Source organism: Gilliamella sp. Pas-s27, assembly GCF_009795865.1.
GTDB lineage: Bacteria > Pseudomonadota > Gammaproteobacteria > Enterobacterales > Orbaceae > Gilliamella.
Genome location: NZ_WTEW01000017.1, coordinates 1 through 17,115, shown reverse-complemented (window position 1 = coordinate 17,115; position 17,115 = coordinate 1). Strand labels below are relative to the sequence as shown.

Genomic DNA, 17,115 nt, shown 5'->3' with positions numbered 1-17,115 from the left:
GCCGGTTTTTTATTGTCTACTTTATTTTTATTAGCTTTAATATCAAATTGATAACTTACTTAAATTGGGTATCAATCATCAATTCTGTATTATCTTGATAATACCTATCATTAAAAAGTCATTAAATGGCAATGCTGATTGTCACCATACAACTGCTATTAATAATGAGGTGGTGGTGTTTCTTCAGATAAGCTAGCAATATTTGATGGCTGTGTTGCTTGTAGTTTTTGCGATAATAACGCTAATTGTTCTTTTAGCTTACTTACATCTGCTTGTAAATTGGTTACCATTTGATTAAGCTCTTCAATGGTGATTTCTTGAAAAGCCACTTTGGTCTCAAGTAATTCTAATTGTTGGTTCATAAAATAGATTCATATATAGATTAGTTAATTAAGCTACATTGTAAGTAAAAACCACTACGAAATCCATCCACGCTCAGCAAAAGAGACATATTCACCTTTGCCGATAACAATATGATCTATAACTCGAATATCAACCAATTCACAAACTTCTTCTATTTTTTGAGTAAGATGGCGATCTGCTTGACTCGGTTCTGCTATGCCTGAAGGGTGATTATGCGCTAAAATTAATGCGGCTGCATTATGTTGTAGTGCGCGTCTGGCAACTTCACGCGGGTGGACTTCTACACAATTATAGGTGCCAATAAACATCTCTTCCGACGAAATAACATGATGTTGGTTATCTAAAAAAATCACCATAAAAATTTCACGATCTTTATTGGCTAAACGACTAGCTAAATAATGATGTGTTACTGATGGTGAAGAAAGCGAATTTTCGTGCGTCATTTTTACTTTCAAATAACGAGATGAAAGTTCAACAACAGCTTTTAACTGTGTATACTTAGCGGTACCTAAGCCATGTTTTTGGCAAAAGTCATGATGACTTGCATTAATTAAATTATACAAAGAACCAAAATCATTTAATAAACGTTGTGACAACTCCAAAACAGGCAAATCACGTGTACCTGTTCGTAAAAATAGCGCCAAGAGTTCAGCGTCACTTAATGCTTCAACACCAAATTTTAATAACTTTTCACGCGGCATTAATTGGGGATATTGCAAAGGCATTGTACTTTTATTTAGTGATTAAAAGTAGATTATGAATGAATGACTAATTGAATAAACTCGAAAAAGAAAATATTCGGCGTTATTTCACAAAAAAACAAACCGTTTTACACAATTTTACAAAAAAAGAAAAAGCGCTATAAAGCGCTTTTAAATATCGATTAGCAATAGAACTAGTGACAACCACATCCACCATGACCGCCGCCACAACAACCATGATCTTCATCGTCTTCTTCATGAGCATGACCGCCACAACCGCAACCGCCGTGCCCATGATCGTGTCCGTGAGCACCATGAATATGACCGTGTGCGATTTCTTCTTCTGTCGCTTCACGAATTGCTAAAACTTCAACATTAAATTGTAAATCTTGGCCGGCTAACATATGATTACCATCGATAGTTACGGTATCGCCATCAATAGCGGTAATTTCAACAGGTAAAGAACCTTGATCAGTATCAGCAAAAAAGCGCATACCGACTTCTAGTTCATCAACACCCACAAACACATCACGCGGAACATTTTGTACAAGCGCATCATTAAAGTCACCATAAGCGTTAATGATTTCGACATCAAATTTATCGCCAACTTGATGGCCTTCTAATGCATTTTCGAGATCTTGTAATAAGTTACCTGCACCTTGTAAATATTCAAGTGGTGCAGTAGCTGTAGCTTCATCAACTAACACGCCATCTTTAGTGCGTACTTGGTATGCCAAACTAACCACGGTATTTTTTGCTATTTTCATTTTTTCTCCAACAGACTTGTATTGAGCAAATTACTTTAGATTTTAGCGGAAAAAAGGAGTTATGTATTCTAAATTTTCTATTTAATTGAAAACTAACAAAAGAATAACATAACATAGGAAGATAATAATTTGTTATTAACTATCATTAAAAAAGGCATCAAGATAACCATTGATGCCTTTTTTTAGTGTTAGGAATCAATCTTATTTAAGTTCTAACTCATTCATCGCCGCAATGCTAAATCCACCATCGACATGAATCACTTCACCAGTAATACCTGATGAAAGGTTTGAACATAAGAATGCTGCTGAATTACCCACATCTTCAATTGTCACAGTACGACGGATTGGCGTTACTGATTCACAGTGAGATAGCATCTTTTTAAAATCTTTAATACCAGATGCTGCAAGCGTACGAATTGGACCTGCAGAAATCGCATTAACACGAACGCCTTGAGGACCCATAGCATTTGCCATATAGCGAACATTGGCCTCTAACGACGCTTTAGCAAGACCCATCACATTATAGTTAGGAATAGCACGTTCTGCACCAAGATAAGAAAGAGTCACTAATGCTGAATTTGGGTTCAGCATTGAACGGCATGCTTTAGCCATAGCTACAAAGCTATAAGCACTGATATCATGGGCAATAGCAAAACCTTCACGGGTAACCGCATTAACATAATCGCCATCTAATTGATCGCCAGGTGCAAAAGCAATAGCATGAACAAAACCATCAAATTTATCCCATGTTTTTGCAAGTTCAGTAAAAAGTTCATTGATACTTTCATCATGAGCTACATCGCAAGGTAAAACGATTTTAGAACCGAAATCAGCGGCAAAATCTTCAACACGTGTTTTTAATTTATCATTTTGATAAGTAAAAGCGAGTTCAGCGCCTTCACGATGCATTGCTTGTGCAATACCGTAAGCAATTGAACGATTACTTGCAACACCAGTAACGAGTATACGTTTACCTGTTAAAAATCCCATAAATTATTCCTCTAATTTTCACTATATAGTCTAGGATGATGACGATTATATGTTGATCAAGCCAACTTCGCCACTATAATTTATTTTCGTTGATAGGTTTTTATTTCATTGTTTAAAAGAAATGATTGTTTACCACATCAATATCCTACTATAATAGTCAACTATTATCCTTATAGGAATAGGAGACATTATTTTGGATAATTTAGTTTGTTACAAAACATTACCTATTTGGAATGCTGGTACCTTACCTGCGTTGTTTCGTCAAAAGCATAATACCCAAATTGGTACATGGGCAAAATTACAAATTTTAAAAGGAAGTATTGATTTTGAAATGTTAACGGAACAAGGCGAGGTAATCTCTAAACATTATTTTGATACTCAGCAGCAACCGCCATTTATATTGCCACAGCAATGGCACCGCATTGCCGAAATATCAGATGACTTACAGTGTCAGTTAGCTTTTTATTGTTTGCCTGAGGATTATACTCAAAAAAAATACCAAATGACCAAAACCCACTCTGAGGTACTTAGCGCAACAAAGCTTATCCAAGCAGGAAAGGCATTAGATTTAGGTTGCGGTTCAGGTCGTAATTCACTCTATTTGCAGTTACAAGGCTTTGATGTGACCGCTGTTGATAAATCAGAACTCAGTATTGGAAATTTACAAAAAATCATTAATGATGATAACCTTAAACACATTAATGCAATGGTTTATGATATCAATCAAGCAAATTTACAGGGCGAATATGATTTTATCCTTTCGACCGTTGTTATGATGTTTTTACAACCCGAAAAAATTTCAGCTATTATTGATAACATGCAAAAAATCACCAAATCAGGGGGATATAATTTAATTGTCAGCGCCATGTCTACGCCTGATTACCCTTGCACTGTTGGGTTTTCATTTACTTTTAAAGAAAACGAATTGCGCCAATATTACCAAGATTGGGAAATACTAAAATATAACGAAGAGGTTGGGCAACTGCATAAAACGGATATACATGGAAACCGAATCAAATTAAGGTTTGCAACCTTATTGGCTAAAAAACGATAAAATTACAGGATATAGCGTCCTGTGATTTTATCCATTAATCGATTAACGTGTATTTAGTTTTTCGCCAACCGCAAACCAAGCTTTGCGTGAGTTTAACAAATCTTGGGCGGACATTGGTTTTTTGCCTGCGGGTTGTAAAAGGGTCATATTCAATGCGCCGTTGCTAGTTGCAATACAAATGCCATTTTTATCGGCTTGCAAAATTGTACCCGCAGGCTGTTTTGACGCCATTTTTACCACATCGGCTTGCCATACTTTTACCGGCTCACCATTAACCTCAAAATAACTCACTGGCCATGGATTAAAAGCCCGAACGCAACACTCCAGTTGTTCGGCAGACAAATTCCAATCGAGTTTAGCTTCTTGTTTTGATAATTTTTCGGCATAAGTTGCTTGTGATGGATCTTGCTTTTCGGGTTGGATTTTTTGTTCAGTGAGTAAGGCCAATGTATCAAGCAACGCTTGCGGTCCTAATTTTGCCAGTTTTTCGTATAGCGATGCGCTAGTATCGGTCTGCTCAATTGGGCAGGTCAGCTTATATAGCATATCGCCCGTATCAAGCCCTGCATCCATCTGCATAATGGTAATGCCTGTCTGCTCATCGCCCGCCCAACAAGCACGTTGAATTGGCGCAGCACCACGCCAACGAGGTAATAACGAACCGTGCACATTTAAACAACCCAGTTTAGGCATATCCAATACCGCTTGTGGCAAAATCAGTCCATAGGCAACCACAATCATAATATCGGCATTGAGATCGGCAATGATTTTTTGATTCTCTTCTTTTTTTAGCGTGGCAGGTTGATAAACGGGCAAATTGTACTCGATTGCAAGTTGCTTAACTGGGCTTGCTGTTAATTTATTACCACGACCAGCAGGGCGATCGGGTTGGGTAAAAACGGCGATCACATTATGTTCCGAACTAATAAGTGCCTTTAAGTGAGTGGCGGCAAAATCAGGCGTACCAGCAAAAATGATATTTAAAGGTTTAGTGACATTAGACATAAGTATTCGTATCCATATTCATAATCAAAAAATAACCTCAATTATACCCGAAACTTAATTAAGAATCTTTAACCCAAAAAAAGACTATTTTTTTGCAGTTTGTTTTTTTGCCAAAAAGTGGTCAGGAAAGGTATTGATTTTATTGAAGTTTTTATTTGACTCTTTTCAAGAAAAATCAACCACTTGCATAACTAGCATTAAACGCCCACAACGAACAAATCACAAAACCAGTAAAAATACGCTCAGGATAACAACACTTAACTGCAAAAAAACATTCAGGAAAGGAACTGATTTTATTGAAGTTTTTATGGGCATTTTTTAACAAAACAGCCTTATAAAAACACAATAATCTTTACAAAAAACAATCGGTTATGTTATCTGCCTTATTCCGGCGTCAGAATGTGCCGACAACAGAGCGAGGTCAGCACGCCAAACAGGGATGTTTGGCGTCGGGATGTTTTATTTTCTGAAACAAACTATAGTTGATAAATTAATCACAATAGCGAGATTGCCATCATCATAGTTTAAATCGGTAAGTGAACCTTATAAAGGTAGATTACGCCTAATCATACATTCTTTATAAGCTTCAAAAACTTTTTGATTTAATTTCATGCCATACATATAAAGAATGCCGTAGCACAAAAATGCAAGAAAAACATTATCTTTATGTTTTTTTAACATATTATAGTGTTGTATCAATATTTCATCACTTATTTTATCACTTCTTTTATCTGATTTTACTTGCTTTATAATTACGTAACATAGCAATAGAATAAATAAACCTACGAAAGTCATCAATCCGATAATGAATGCAGCAAAAACTGCAAGTCCCATAATATTTTGTAGAAAATTCATCATTCTTTAATCCTCCTATTTCTCAATTTAATAAAATATGTTTGTCTATTAGTATTATTTTCAATCATTACCATCGTTAGGCTTTAAAACGGGAAAAACACCGGTACTAAAGCAATATCCACCGCCATTACTAAAAACGTTAACGGTACGCCAACTTTGACAAAATCCCCAAAGCTATATCCACCTGGTGCTACAACCATAGTTTTAATTGGCGATGATACAGGCGTGATAAATGATGCCGATGTGGCAATCGCTACTGTCATGGCAAAAGGATGGGGTGAATAACCAAATTTTAATGCTAAATCAATGGCGATAGGTGCAATTAAAATTGCGGTTGCGGTGTTGGATATAAATAATCCGATAGTTGAGCAGAGCAAGAAAATAAATGTTAGCACCATGTATGGACCAAAAGCGCGTAAATGGACTTCTAGCCAAGCTGATATGAGCGAAATCCCCCCCGTTTTGTTGAGCGCTAATGCAAATGGCATCATGCCAATAATTAATATTAAGGTTGGCCAGTGTATTGATTTATAGGCATTGGTCATATCAATGCAACGTGTTGCTCCCATCAGTAAACAAGCAATTAAGGCCGCAACAACGTTTGGCACAATGCCTGTTACCATTAAAGTTATCATGATTGCTAAGTTGATTAATGCTGCTGGCGCTTGGGTGCTTGCGGGGGCTATGTCGTCGATATCTGCTGGGTAGTCTAATACGACAAAATCGTTGGTGCGTGTTTGTAATTTTTGAATCGATCCCCAGTCACCGCAGACTAATAATGTGTCGCTCATTTCTAAGCGTTCTTGGAATAAGTTGTTGGTTTCAACAGGTGCGTGGTTACGCCAAATTCCGATAACGGTTAGAAAGTATTTGCCTCTAAAATCAATTTCGTTGAGGGTTTTGCCACAGAGTGTTGATTCAGGGAGTAGGGCTACTTCGGCCATGCCGACTTGTTTTACTTGTTCTGAAAAATATTCACCACGCAATATTTTGGGTTCTAGGTTATTGGTGGTTAAGAAAGTGCGGTAATCGGCTTCAGAATGCGACATGTCCAATAGTAATATGTCATTTTCACGAAATTCGGTTGATCCATTAACGGGAATTAATACTTTGTGGAATTTACGCCAGCGTTCAATACCAATAACATTGACACCGTGTTCACTACGTAAGTGTAAAGCATCGATAGTGCGTCCAATAAACGGTGAGCCAGTTAATATTTGAGCACGGTGGGCACGACCAATTAGTTTGTAATCGCGGATAAGATCGGTAATTTTGCGTCTTTGTGGTTGTGTGTTGTTTGGCGTGATTTGTTCCGCAGTAAGTAGCCAATTGCGTGTTAATAAGCAATAAATAACGCCGACAACTAAGACCCCAATGCCAATTGGTGTGATCGAAAAGAAGCTAAATTCAGTTAATGATGAGCGATTTAATTCGCTATTAACCACAAGATTAGGAGCTGTGGCGACTAATGTCATCATGCCGCTAATTAGGGCTGCAATACAAAGTGGCATCATGAGTTTTTTGACATGAATACCCGTGTGATTTGCGATGCTAATGGCAACTGGAATAAAGATAGCTACGACACCAGTTGAGCTCATTATTGAGCCCAGTAAAGCAGCACCGAGCATGATGCAGGTGATGATGCGTATGTCGTTTTTGCCAGCTATTTTTAATATGTATTCGCTCATTTTGTATGATATGCCTGTTCTAACTAGACTTTCACCAATAACAAATAGCAAGGCAATTAATATGATGTTGGGGTCACTAAATCCGGATAATGCTTCGGTGGGGGTTAGTACGCCTGTGATGGTGATTGCTGTGATTGTGAGTAAGGCGATAATGTCCATTCTTAATTTACTGAAGGAAAACAGTAAAATTGCGATTAATAACAATAAGCAAACGGTAATGAGTGGATAGTATTCAATAAAGTAATTTGGTAAAAATTGAGTAATTGATGATATTAAATCATGTTCAGATGACAAGTGTTCCACAGAAAGTAGCTCTATGATGCCGATTAGATTTTTAACATAATACCTTGATTTGTTACAGTAGGGAATATTTTCAATTTATTTGGTGTAGTTTTTTATTATTTATTTTCTTGTTTTAATATTAGGCATTAACTTTGTGATACTGATTTTGTCGGTTTCTGCCGCAATGTGCGGCAGATTTTTTGTCTTAAAAGCTTACTGCACCTTCTTCGGCTGAGGTTAAATTTTCACGAATAACCGTGAAAAGTTCACGGCCATAGCCATGATGTGAGTCAGCTAAGTTAAATTTTTCAGGTTCACGTTTAGCTAGTTCAGCTTCATCAACAAGTAATGTTATTTCGCCAGTTTGACCGTTAACACGAATCATGTCGCCTTCTTGGACTTTACTTAATAAGCCTCCGTCATAAGCTTCTGGTGTGACATGAATAGCAGCAGGAACTTTGCCTGAAGCGCCTGATAATCGACCATCAGTTAATAATGCGACTTTATAGCCTTTATCTTGTAGTACGCCTAGTGGGGTTATTAGTTTGTGCAATTCAGGCATGCCAATTGCTTTCGGTCCTTGATAGCGTACAACGACAACACAATCTTTATCTAATTTTCCTGCTTTATAGTCAGCATCTAAATCATATTGGCTATTAAAAACAACGGCAGGTGCTTCGATAATTTGATGTTCAGGTTCGATAGCCGATGTTTTCATTACTGCTCGTCCTAGGTTGCCTGACATAACTTTTAATCCACCATGTGAGTTAAATGGTTTTTTAATCGAGGCGATGACGTTTTCGTCTAATGATTTGGTTGGACCTTCACGGTAAACTAATTTGCCATTTTCTAAAATTGGTTCTTTGGTGTAACGGCTAAGACCATGGCCTGCAACGGTTTCAACATCTTCATGTAATAAGCCACCAGCGAGTAATTCTCGAACCAGTAGAGATGTTCCCCCTGCTGCTTGAAAATAGTTTATATCAGCAGGACCATTTGGATAGATTCGGCAAAGTAGTGGTACAACGGTTGAAAGATCTGAAATATCATCCCAATTAATAATAATTCCAGCGGCTTTTGCCATTGCTACAATATGCATGGTTAAATTGGTTGATCCACCTGTTGCCAGTAGTGCAACTAAGCCATTGACGATGACCTTTTCGTCTACCATTTTACCCACAGGCATGTAATTACCGGATTGTTTTGTTAGGCGTGTAATTTGTTTGGCCGCCGCATTAGTTAATTCAAAACGCAATGCGGTTTCTGGGTGAACAAAGGCTGCACCAGGTAAATGTAATCCCATTAATTCAATGACCATTTGATTACTATTGGCGGTGCCATAAAAAGTACAAGTTCCGCTAGTGTGATATGACGCAGATTCTGATTCTAGCAGATCTTCACGAGACGCCTTGCCTTCAGAATAAAGTTGGCGAATACGTACTTTTTCTTTATTTGATAATCCTGATGGCATTGGTCCTGCTGGTATAAAAATAGCCGGTAAGTGTCCAAATGTTAATGCACCTACAAATAAGCCCGGTACGATTTTGTCACAAATGCCAAGGTATAGTGCGCCGTCAAACATGTTATGCGAAAGACCAACAGCCACAGACATGGCAATGATGTCTCGGCTCATTAATGATAGCTCCATTCCCGGCTCACCTTGGGTAACGCCATCACACATTGCAGGTACTCCACCCGCCATTTGCCCAACAGCCCCGACTTCGTGCAGGACTTTGCGGATTTGTTCGGGGTAAAATTCGTAAGGTTTGTGAGCTGAAAGCATGTCGTTGTAAGAATTGATGATACCAATATTGCTTTTTAAAATATTTTTTAGGTCATTTTTATCATCAATACAACAAGCCGCAAAACCATGGGCTAAATTACTGCAAGGTAAGCTTGCTCGGGTTACTTTATTGAGCATTGCTTGTTCTATTTTTTGTAAATAAGCTTCGCGAGTTGCTTTTGAACGCTCAATAATACGTTTTGTTACAGCTTGAACAGTAGGATTCACATTAACCTCGACATTTATTTTGTTATTCTTTTTATTCTATTGGTATTATTCACAATGACATATAGAACGAATGACTTGCTCTGTATCATTGACAACGTTGATCAATGGTTGTGCAATGTCTATTCTGTAGACATCGTTTTCATCACTAGTTGGTTCTTCAAGAGTGTCAAATTGTGATTGAAGCATGCCAGTTTTTTGGTAGTGACCTTGACGCTTAGCTAAACGTTCAGCAATGACATCGTAATCGCCTTTTAGATAGATAAAATGAACGTTTTCATTTTCACCACGGATAATATCTCGATAGCATTTTTTTAATGCCGAGCAGATAATAATCGATACGTCATTGACATTACTCATGGCAAAAGCGGCATTACTGATTAAATGGAGCCAAGGCATACGATCTTCATCATTTAATGGCGTGCCACTGCGCATTTTTAGAATATTAGACTTAGGATGTAAAAAATCGCCATCTAAAAAAGCGGCATCTAAATCATAAGCAACTTGTTTGGCTACTGCTGATTTGCCACAACCCGACACACCCATTAATACAAAAACTTGTTTACTTTTTTTAGTCATTGTTGTTCCTTAATTCCATCTTGTTTGTTACGGGTAACATTTTGTCATTTTAATCTTTTATTGCAATTTAAAAAAGTAATTTTTGTGATCTTGATCATAATTTGCTGTTGGAGTGTGTTCTTACACCGATTTAAGAAGCAATCTTTATTTAAAAAATAGATTTCGATCACAAAATAATAAAATCTTATTTGTTTTTTAATTCGAAAGTAATTAATCTTTCGGTATTGTTTTTGTTTTCGAAAGTTATAAGTTGGATCGTAACATAAAAAAGACAAAAAATGGAGATTAAATATGAGAGAATGTCAACTTGTTTTTGATGACAATGTTAATTTTAACAATAGGTTAGATTTGCTAATTCATCTAAGCCGGCAATTACAGCAAAAAGGTATTGTGAAAGAAAGTCATTTGAAAGCTTTGATTGATAGGGAAGCTTCATTTCCAACGGGTATTTTACTTGATGGTTATGCTGTAGCTATTCCACATTGTGGAGCTGAGCATGCAAATAGTCCAGCGATTTTTATTCTTCGTACGCAATCTCCTGTTTTATTTCAACGAGCAGATGATGATGGAACTGTTGATGTTTCATTAATTATTTCATTGGTTGTTACTTCACCAGAAGATCAGCTCACACTTTTAAAAACACTTTTTACAAATCTACAAAATAAAGAATTTTATCATTTTTTATTGAATAGTCCGCAAGATGAAATCGCCAAACATTTTAATGAAATTATATTCAATCAATAAGTTGTTTAGGAGGCATTATGAAAAAAAAGATTATTGTCGCATGTGGTGGTGCAGTTGCAACATCAACTTTAGCTGCTGAAGAGATAAAAGAGTTATGTAATGAAAATAATATTCAGCTTGATCTAGTGCAGTGTCGGATTAATGAAATTAGTACCTTTACTGATGATGTCGACTTGATCTGTACTACAGCAAAGATGGATCAAACTTTTGGTGATATTCCGATTGTGCATGGTATGCCTTTTGTATCTGGCGTTGGAATTGAGCAGTTAAAAGCAAGAATATTATCTATTTTAAAAGGATAAAAATATGTTTACTGAAATTATGCAGTACATTTTGGATCTTGGTCCATCAGTGATGTTACCCATTGTGATTATTCTCTTTTCTCTCTCACTAAGAATGAAAGTGGGTGATGCATTAAAAGCAGGTATTCATATTGGGATTGGCTTTGTTGGTATTGGTTTAGTCGTGGGATTATTAACTAGTTCGGTTGGACCTGCAGCCCAAGCAATGGCAGAAAGATTTGACATTAGTTTAAATGTTGTTGATGTTGGTTGGCCTGGTGCAGCCCCTATGACTTGGGCTTCGCAAATTGCACTAGTTGCTATTCCTATAGCTATTACCGTTAATATTGCGATGTTACTTTTAAAATTAACCCGAGTTGTTAATGTTGATATTTGGAACATTTGGCATATGACATTTAGTGGAGCGTTAGTTTACATTGCAACTGACTCTTACTGGCTTGGTATTGCAGGTGTGATTGTACATGCGATTATTGCTTATAAATTAGGGGATTGGTTTGCTAAAGATACCAAAGATTTTTTTGAGCTTGATGGTATTGCTGTACCACATGGTACTTCGGCATATTGTGGCCCGATAGCGGTATTTGTTGATACTGTTATCGAAAAAATACCAGGCATTAATAAAATTAATTTTAATGCTGTTGATATGCAAAAAAGATTTGGTGCATTTGGTGAACCGGTCACTGTTGGTTTATTTATGGGAATTTTATTAGGTCTATTAGCGGGTTATGGTGTTAAACAAACCTTACAACTTGCAATTCAAACCGCTGCCGTAATGCTGTTAATGCCAAGGGTGATAAAACCAATTATGGATGGTTTAACCCCAATATCTAAACAAGCACGAAAACATTTGCAATCTAAATTTGGCGGGCAAGACTTCCTTATTGGTTTAGATCCAGCATTATTGTTAGGTCATTCAACTGTTGTTTCTGCTAGTTTGATTTTTATTCCTTTGAGTATTTTCATTGCCATTGTACTTCCCGGTAATGAAGTCCTACCGTTTGGTGATTTGGCAACCATTGGCTTTTTTATCGCTATGGGGGTAGCTATTCATCAAGGTAATCTATTTAGAATTATTATTTCTGGCTCAATCATTATTGCTATTACTTTATGGATCGCCACTCAAATGGTGCCGTTAACTACTCAACTTGCTGTTAATGCAGGCACTATTACTGCCGGTAATGACATTTCAGTTGGCGCAATGGATCAAGGTGGTTCACCAATTACCTATATTTTGGTTCAGCTTGTTAATTCGAAACAGCCTATTGGTTTTGCATGTATCGGAATTTTTTATCTATTTTGCTTATTTTTGACATGGAAACGGGCGCAAAAATTTAAACTATTGTTGAAAAAGCAACAGCTAGACGATACCGATAATGTGTGAATCGATAATGAAAAAGAGTAAGTTTTAAATTTGTTCAGTAACGTTCACTGACAAACCGGTGAACGTTAAAACAGCAACCTAATTTGATTATTAACATAGGAACATAACATGAAAGCAGTCGTTGTTAATGATGAGGGGACTTTATCTGTAGAAGATATTGAGATGCCCAAAATCACTTCATCAGATCAAATTCTGGTAAAGGTGGCATATTGTGGGTTATGCGGTTCTGATATTCCACGCATTTTTCATCATGGAGCACATTTTTACCCAATCACTCTTGGTCATGAATTTAGTGGTACCGTTGTCGAAATGGGAAGTGATGTTACAGAGTTTGATATTGGTGATTTAATTTCTTGCGTACCTTTATTACCCTGTTTTAAATGTGATGAGTGTCAAAAACATTATTATTCTTTGTGTAAATATTATACATTTGTTGGTTCAAGAATAACAGGAGGATTGGCGCAATATATTGTAATTAATAAGAAAAATGCTTTCAAATTACCCAAAAATGTTAGTCCTCTACAAGGCGCATTTTTTGAGCCAATAACAGTTGGGATGCATGCATTGTTATTAGCAGATGGTTGTCAGAACAAAAATGTGGTGATTGTTGGTGGTGGCACAATTGGCTTACTTGCCATGCAATGCGCAAAGGCAATGGGGGCTAAGTTTGTTGCTGTATTGGATATTAATGAAGCGCGATTGGATCTGGCCAAAAAATTAGGTGCTGATGCAGTTTATCACGCTAAGAATATGACAGTATCTGCGATCAATGATGCATTATTATCTCATAGGTTTGCTCAAGTGGTATTAGAAACCGCTGGCACACCAGCAACCGTTAGCTTAGCTATTGAAATAGCAGGTCCAAAAGCCAAAGTTGGTTTAGTTGGTACATTACATAATGATGTAACCCTTTCAGAAAAAACATTTGGATTGATATTACGAAAAGAAATTCAAATTTTAGGCAGTTGGATGAACTATTCAGCACCTTGGCCAGGAAAAGAGTGGCAACTAGTTAGCCAATTTTTTGTAGATGGAAAAATAAAGCTTGATGAACTGGTTGCAGGTGTTGGTAATTTTGATGAATTTGTTCAGCAAGTTAGCGCTTTGAATGGTCATCCAATGAACGGCAAAATTTTATTAAATTGCATGTGATTATTTGATTTATAGTCGTCATCAAAAATGAGTGCTTATCTTTTGATTTTGTTTGTTATACACTGCTGAAAAATTTTCGAAAAAGGAAATATTATGAACGCAGGTGAAAGACGCCAACAAATAGTTGAACTTCTTAATACGAAAGGAACGGTTCTTGTCAGTGACTTATCGCAGCAATATGATGTTTCGGAAGTGACAATTAGAACGGATCTTCGTTTATTAGAAAAGCAAGGAGTTCTTACTCGATTTTATGGTGGTGCAAACAAAATCATGAATAAAGGTGATTTAAAGTCATTTAAAGAATTGCAATTAGAAGAACGCCATCAGCGTTTTATAGAAGCTAAAAAACGTATTGCAATTGCAGCGGTTAAACATGTCAAAGAAGGTGATACCATTATTTTAGATAGTGGTAGTACAACGATGTTGATAGCTGAAGAGTTGGTTAAACTTAAACATATCACAGTCATTACTAACAGTCTTACTTCTGCATTTATATTATCGGATAACAGTGACATTATGTTATTTATGTGTGGTGGTACGCTAAGACATAAAACACGTTCTTTTCATGGAAAAATTGCCGAGCAATCGTTAGATGGCATTTCTGCTGATATTTTGTTCGTTGGTGCAGATGGAATCGATGCAATAAGAGGAATAACAACGTTTAACGAAGGTTACACCATCAGTAGTATGATGGCTAATGCAGCAAGTAAAGTGATTGCTGTTTTAGATTCATCAAAATTTGGACGAAATGGCATTAATGTCGTATTACCACTTAATAAACTTAATACGATCATTACTGATAATGATGTCAATGGCGATTATAAGCAACAATTTGAAGACAAATGCATTGATTTTATAACTGTTTAAATTTTTTAACTGGTGGTTGTGTATCTTTTAAACAGAGCTTAAACGATCTGTAAACTAAACAAAAATAATTTGTACGAATTAAATAGTGACTACATTGTGTATTACTGACTATTTAATTGATTAACAATATTGAACTAGTTTGATTATTTAAGTTTGTTATTTCTCCCAACGATATTACTTCGTAATGAATGCGTAGGTGAGAATATGATATTAACAATTACCATGAACCCTTCAGTGGATATTTCATATCCACTTAATAAACTCCATATTAATGATGTTAATCGTATTGCTAATGTCAAAAAAACAGCTGGTGGTAAAGGACTAAATGTTACCCGAGGTGTTAAATTTTCAGGTATTGATGTTTTAGCTACTGGTATTGTAGGGGGAACAACTGGTGAATATATTCAAAAGCAATTAGATAATGATAATATTCACTACAGCTTCTATGTTACCAAACATGAGTCTAGAAATTGTATTGCAGTTTTGCATGAAGGTAATCAAACCGAAATTCTTGAATCCGGACCGATATTAGATCAAAAAGAGGTAACTAGCTTTTTAGATCACTATCAAAAATTGGTTAACCAAGCAAAAGTAATAACCATTTCAGGATCACTGCCACAAGGTTTTCCGATTGATTTTTATGCCACATTAATTCAAATCGCCAATAAAAAGGCTATTCCTGTTTTGCTAGATTCATCAGGCAAAATATTATTAGCTACATTGGTATCTGAACATAAACCTTACTTAATTAAGCCCAATAAAGATGAATTACAACAAATTATTAAAATAAATATTGATGTTAATGATACTACATCGTTAATAAAAGCCGTGAATCATCCGCTGTTTAATAATATTCCTTTTATCGTTATTTCCTTAGGTAAAAATGGTGCTTTTGTGCGTTGTTATCATCAATATTATCAGATTTCAATACCCAAAATAAATGTTGTCAATCCAGTGGGATCTGGCGATGTCACTTTAGCTGGACTTGCCGTTAGTATTTATGAAAACGAACCGATAGAAGTCATGCTTAAACGGGCGATGACAATGGGCATGTTAAATGCGATGGAGTCACAAACTGGTTTTGTCAATATGCGTAATTATGATGAATATTATCAACAAGTTAGAATTACCCAAATTAATTAAAAATTTATGTTAATTAAGGAGTTATTATGTATCTTATTTCCAGTCAAGAAATGTTAAAAAAAGCACAACGTGAAAATTATGCTGTTCCGGCATTTAATATACATAATCTTGAAACAATTCAAGTCGTAATTGATACCGCTAAACAGATGCAATCACCAGTAATATTGGCAGCTACACCTAGTACTTATCGCTATGCTGGTACAGAGTATTTAATTAATATTTGTAAAACAGCTGCACAAACCAAGCATTTTCCTTTTGCTCTACACCTTGATCACCATGAAGATATCAAAGATATTCAAGCTAAAATTGAAGCGGGTATTCGTTCAATTATGATCGATGCTTCACATCATCCATTTGAAGAAAATATTAACATTGTGCGTAAAACGGTTGAATTTAGCCACAAGTTTAACGCCAGCGTTGAAGCCGAATTAGGGCGGCTTGGTGGGCAAGAAGACGATCTTATTGTCGATAACAAAGATAGTGCTTTTACAGATCCCAGTGCGGCAAAAGAGTATGTCGAACGCACAGGAATAGATTCACTTGCGGTAGCTATTGGTTCAGCTCATGGTATGTATAAAGGTGAGCCAAAACTCGACTTTGAACGATTAGCCAAAATACGAGATAAAGTTGATATTCCACTGGTGTTACATGGCGCATCAGGTATACCTGATGCAATGGTGAAAAAATCGATTTCATTGGGTATTTGCAAAGTAAATGTGGCAACTGAATTAAAAATTGCTTTTTCAGATGCATTAAAACAAGATTTTAAAACTCACCCTGATGCAAATGATCCAAGACATTATATGCAACCAGCTAAATTAGCTATGGCACAAATTATCGAAGATAAAATTCGTATTTGTGGTAGTGCTGGTAAATTGTGATATAAAAGCTAAAGGTATTTTGTTTGATTTAGATGGAATATTGTTAATTTGTAGAAATTCCTCGTATTCTTTACAGTAATTTGAGAAATGGCTGTAATAAATATCCATAAAAAACACAATTAACGCCCTATCACAATCAAACGATAGGGCATCTATATCATAAATAAAATAACGGTCACTGATTTGACTAAATACTTTATGATCAGTCGCTCACCCATTGATAACTTGCTAAAACCTACCCCCCATTTTTGTTAAAAGCTTTCAGGAAACATCGTGTTTAAGTAAAAAAATCATGACTAAATTGATAAAAATGAACTTATCGTTATTCCTTTTTTAACAAAAATTTAACTACA

At 36.1% G+C, this 17,115-nt stretch carries 17 protein-coding genes; 8 read left to right on the top strand and 9 right to left on the bottom strand.

Annotated features, from left to right (window positions below; all coding sequences use genetic code 11):
* Positions 1-158: 158 nt before the first annotated feature.
* The 4 genes from GQ589_RS07645 to fabI form a co-directional block, all read right to left on the bottom strand.
* Entirely contained in the window at positions 159-362 is a 204-nt protein-coding gene (locus GQ589_RS07645) for a SlyX family protein (RefSeq protein WP_160401454.1), read from the bottom strand.
* A 54-nt stretch (positions 363-416) separates the two neighbouring features.
* A complete protein-coding gene (radC, locus tag GQ589_RS07640) occupies positions 417-1,088 on the bottom strand; it encodes a DNA repair protein RadC (RefSeq protein WP_202112544.1) in 672 nt (223 codons plus the stop codon).
* A 170-nt stretch (positions 1,089-1,258) separates the two neighbouring features.
* Entirely contained in the window at positions 1,259-1,831 is a 573-nt protein-coding gene (gene slyD / locus GQ589_RS07635) for a peptidylprolyl isomerase (RefSeq protein WP_160425435.1), read from the bottom strand.
* Positions 1,832-2,032: 201 nt separating this feature from the next.
* Positions 2,033-2,821 carry an enoyl-ACP reductase FabI gene (gene fabI, locus GQ589_RS07630; protein ID WP_160401452.1) on the bottom strand — a complete coding sequence of 263 codons (789 nt, stop codon included), beginning with the start codon at positions 2,819-2,821 and terminating at the stop codon, positions 2,033-2,035.
* Positions 2,822-3,014: 193 nt separating this feature from the next.
* On the opposite strand from fabI, the gene tehB reads away from it, so the two are divergent.
* Positions 3,015-3,875 carry an SAM-dependent methyltransferase TehB gene (tehB, locus tag GQ589_RS07625; protein ID WP_160425433.1) on the top strand — a complete coding sequence of 287 codons (861 nt, stop codon included), beginning with the start codon at positions 3,015-3,017 and terminating at the stop codon, positions 3,873-3,875.
* A 42-nt stretch (positions 3,876-3,917) separates the two neighbouring features.
* Here tehB and fmt read toward each other — a convergent pair whose 3' ends face one another.
* The 5 genes from fmt to GQ589_RS07600 all read right to left on the bottom strand — a co-directional run bounded on the left by fmt (position 3,918) and on the right by GQ589_RS07600 (position 10,292).
* Positions 3,918-4,880 (bottom strand): methionyl-tRNA formyltransferase, encoded by a 963-nt coding sequence (gene fmt, locus GQ589_RS07620; RefSeq protein ID WP_160425431.1) that lies wholly within the window; start codon positions 4,878-4,880, stop codon positions 3,918-3,920.
* 543 nt (positions 4,881-5,423) lie between these two features.
* On the bottom strand, positions 5,424-5,738 hold the full coding sequence (locus GQ589_RS07615; protein WP_160425429.1) for a hypothetical protein: 315 nt from the start codon (positions 5,736-5,738) through the stop codon (positions 5,424-5,426).
* 80 nt (positions 5,739-5,818) lie between these two features.
* A complete protein-coding gene (locus GQ589_RS07610; RefSeq protein WP_370516488.1) occupies positions 5,819-7,660 on the bottom strand; it encodes an SLC13 family permease in 1,842 nt (613 codons plus the stop codon).
* Positions 7,661-7,910: 250 nt separating this feature from the next.
* Positions 7,911-9,716, bottom strand: a complete 1,806-nt coding sequence (gene edd / locus GQ589_RS07605; protein WP_160412376.1) for a phosphogluconate dehydratase — start codon at positions 9,714-9,716, stop codon at positions 7,911-7,913.
* A gap of 45 nt (positions 9,717-9,761) precedes the next feature.
* Complete coding sequence (locus tag GQ589_RS07600; protein WP_160425427.1) at positions 9,762-10,292, bottom strand: gluconokinase, GntK/IdnK-type; 531 nt, start codon at positions 10,290-10,292, stop codon at positions 9,762-9,764.
* A gap of 291 nt (positions 10,293-10,583) precedes the next feature.
* Here GQ589_RS07600 and gatA point away from each other — a divergent pair, with 291 nt between their 5' ends.
* The 7 genes from gatA to GQ589_RS07565 all read left to right on the top strand — a co-directional run bounded on the left by gatA (position 10,584) and on the right by GQ589_RS07565 (position 16,762).
* Positions 10,584-11,036 carry a PTS galactitol transporter subunit IIA gene (gatA, locus tag GQ589_RS07595; RefSeq protein WP_160425425.1) on the top strand — a complete coding sequence of 151 codons (453 nt, stop codon included), beginning with the start codon at positions 10,584-10,586 and terminating at the stop codon, positions 11,034-11,036.
* A 17-nt stretch (positions 11,037-11,053) separates the two neighbouring features.
* Positions 11,054-11,338, top strand: coding sequence for a PTS galactitol transporter subunit IIB (gene gatB, locus GQ589_RS07590; RefSeq protein ID WP_160425424.1), 285 nt, complete (start codon positions 11,054-11,056; stop codon positions 11,336-11,338).
* A gap of 4 nt (positions 11,339-11,342) precedes the next feature.
* Complete coding sequence (locus tag GQ589_RS07585) at positions 11,343-12,719, top strand: PTS galactitol transporter subunit IIC (protein WP_160412382.1); 1,377 nt, start codon at positions 11,343-11,345, stop codon at positions 12,717-12,719.
* A gap of 108 nt (positions 12,720-12,827) precedes the next feature.
* Positions 12,828-13,871 (top strand): alcohol dehydrogenase catalytic domain-containing protein, encoded by a 1,044-nt coding sequence (locus GQ589_RS07580; RefSeq protein WP_160412384.1) that lies wholly within the window; start codon positions 12,828-12,830, stop codon positions 13,869-13,871.
* 93 nt (positions 13,872-13,964) lie between these two features.
* On the top strand, positions 13,965-14,738 hold the full coding sequence (locus GQ589_RS07575; protein WP_160412386.1) for a DeoR/GlpR family DNA-binding transcription regulator: 774 nt from the start codon (positions 13,965-13,967) through the stop codon (positions 14,736-14,738).
* A gap of 204 nt (positions 14,739-14,942) precedes the next feature.
* A complete protein-coding gene (locus tag GQ589_RS07570; protein WP_160412388.1) occupies positions 14,943-15,881 on the top strand; it encodes a hexose kinase in 939 nt (312 codons plus the stop codon).
* A gap of 26 nt (positions 15,882-15,907) precedes the next feature.
* Positions 15,908-16,762: a tagatose bisphosphate family class II aldolase gene (locus tag GQ589_RS07565; RefSeq protein ID WP_160425422.1), complete on the top strand. Its 855-nt coding sequence runs from the start codon at positions 15,908-15,910 to the stop codon at positions 16,760-16,762.
* Positions 16,763-17,115: the final 353 nt, after the last annotated feature.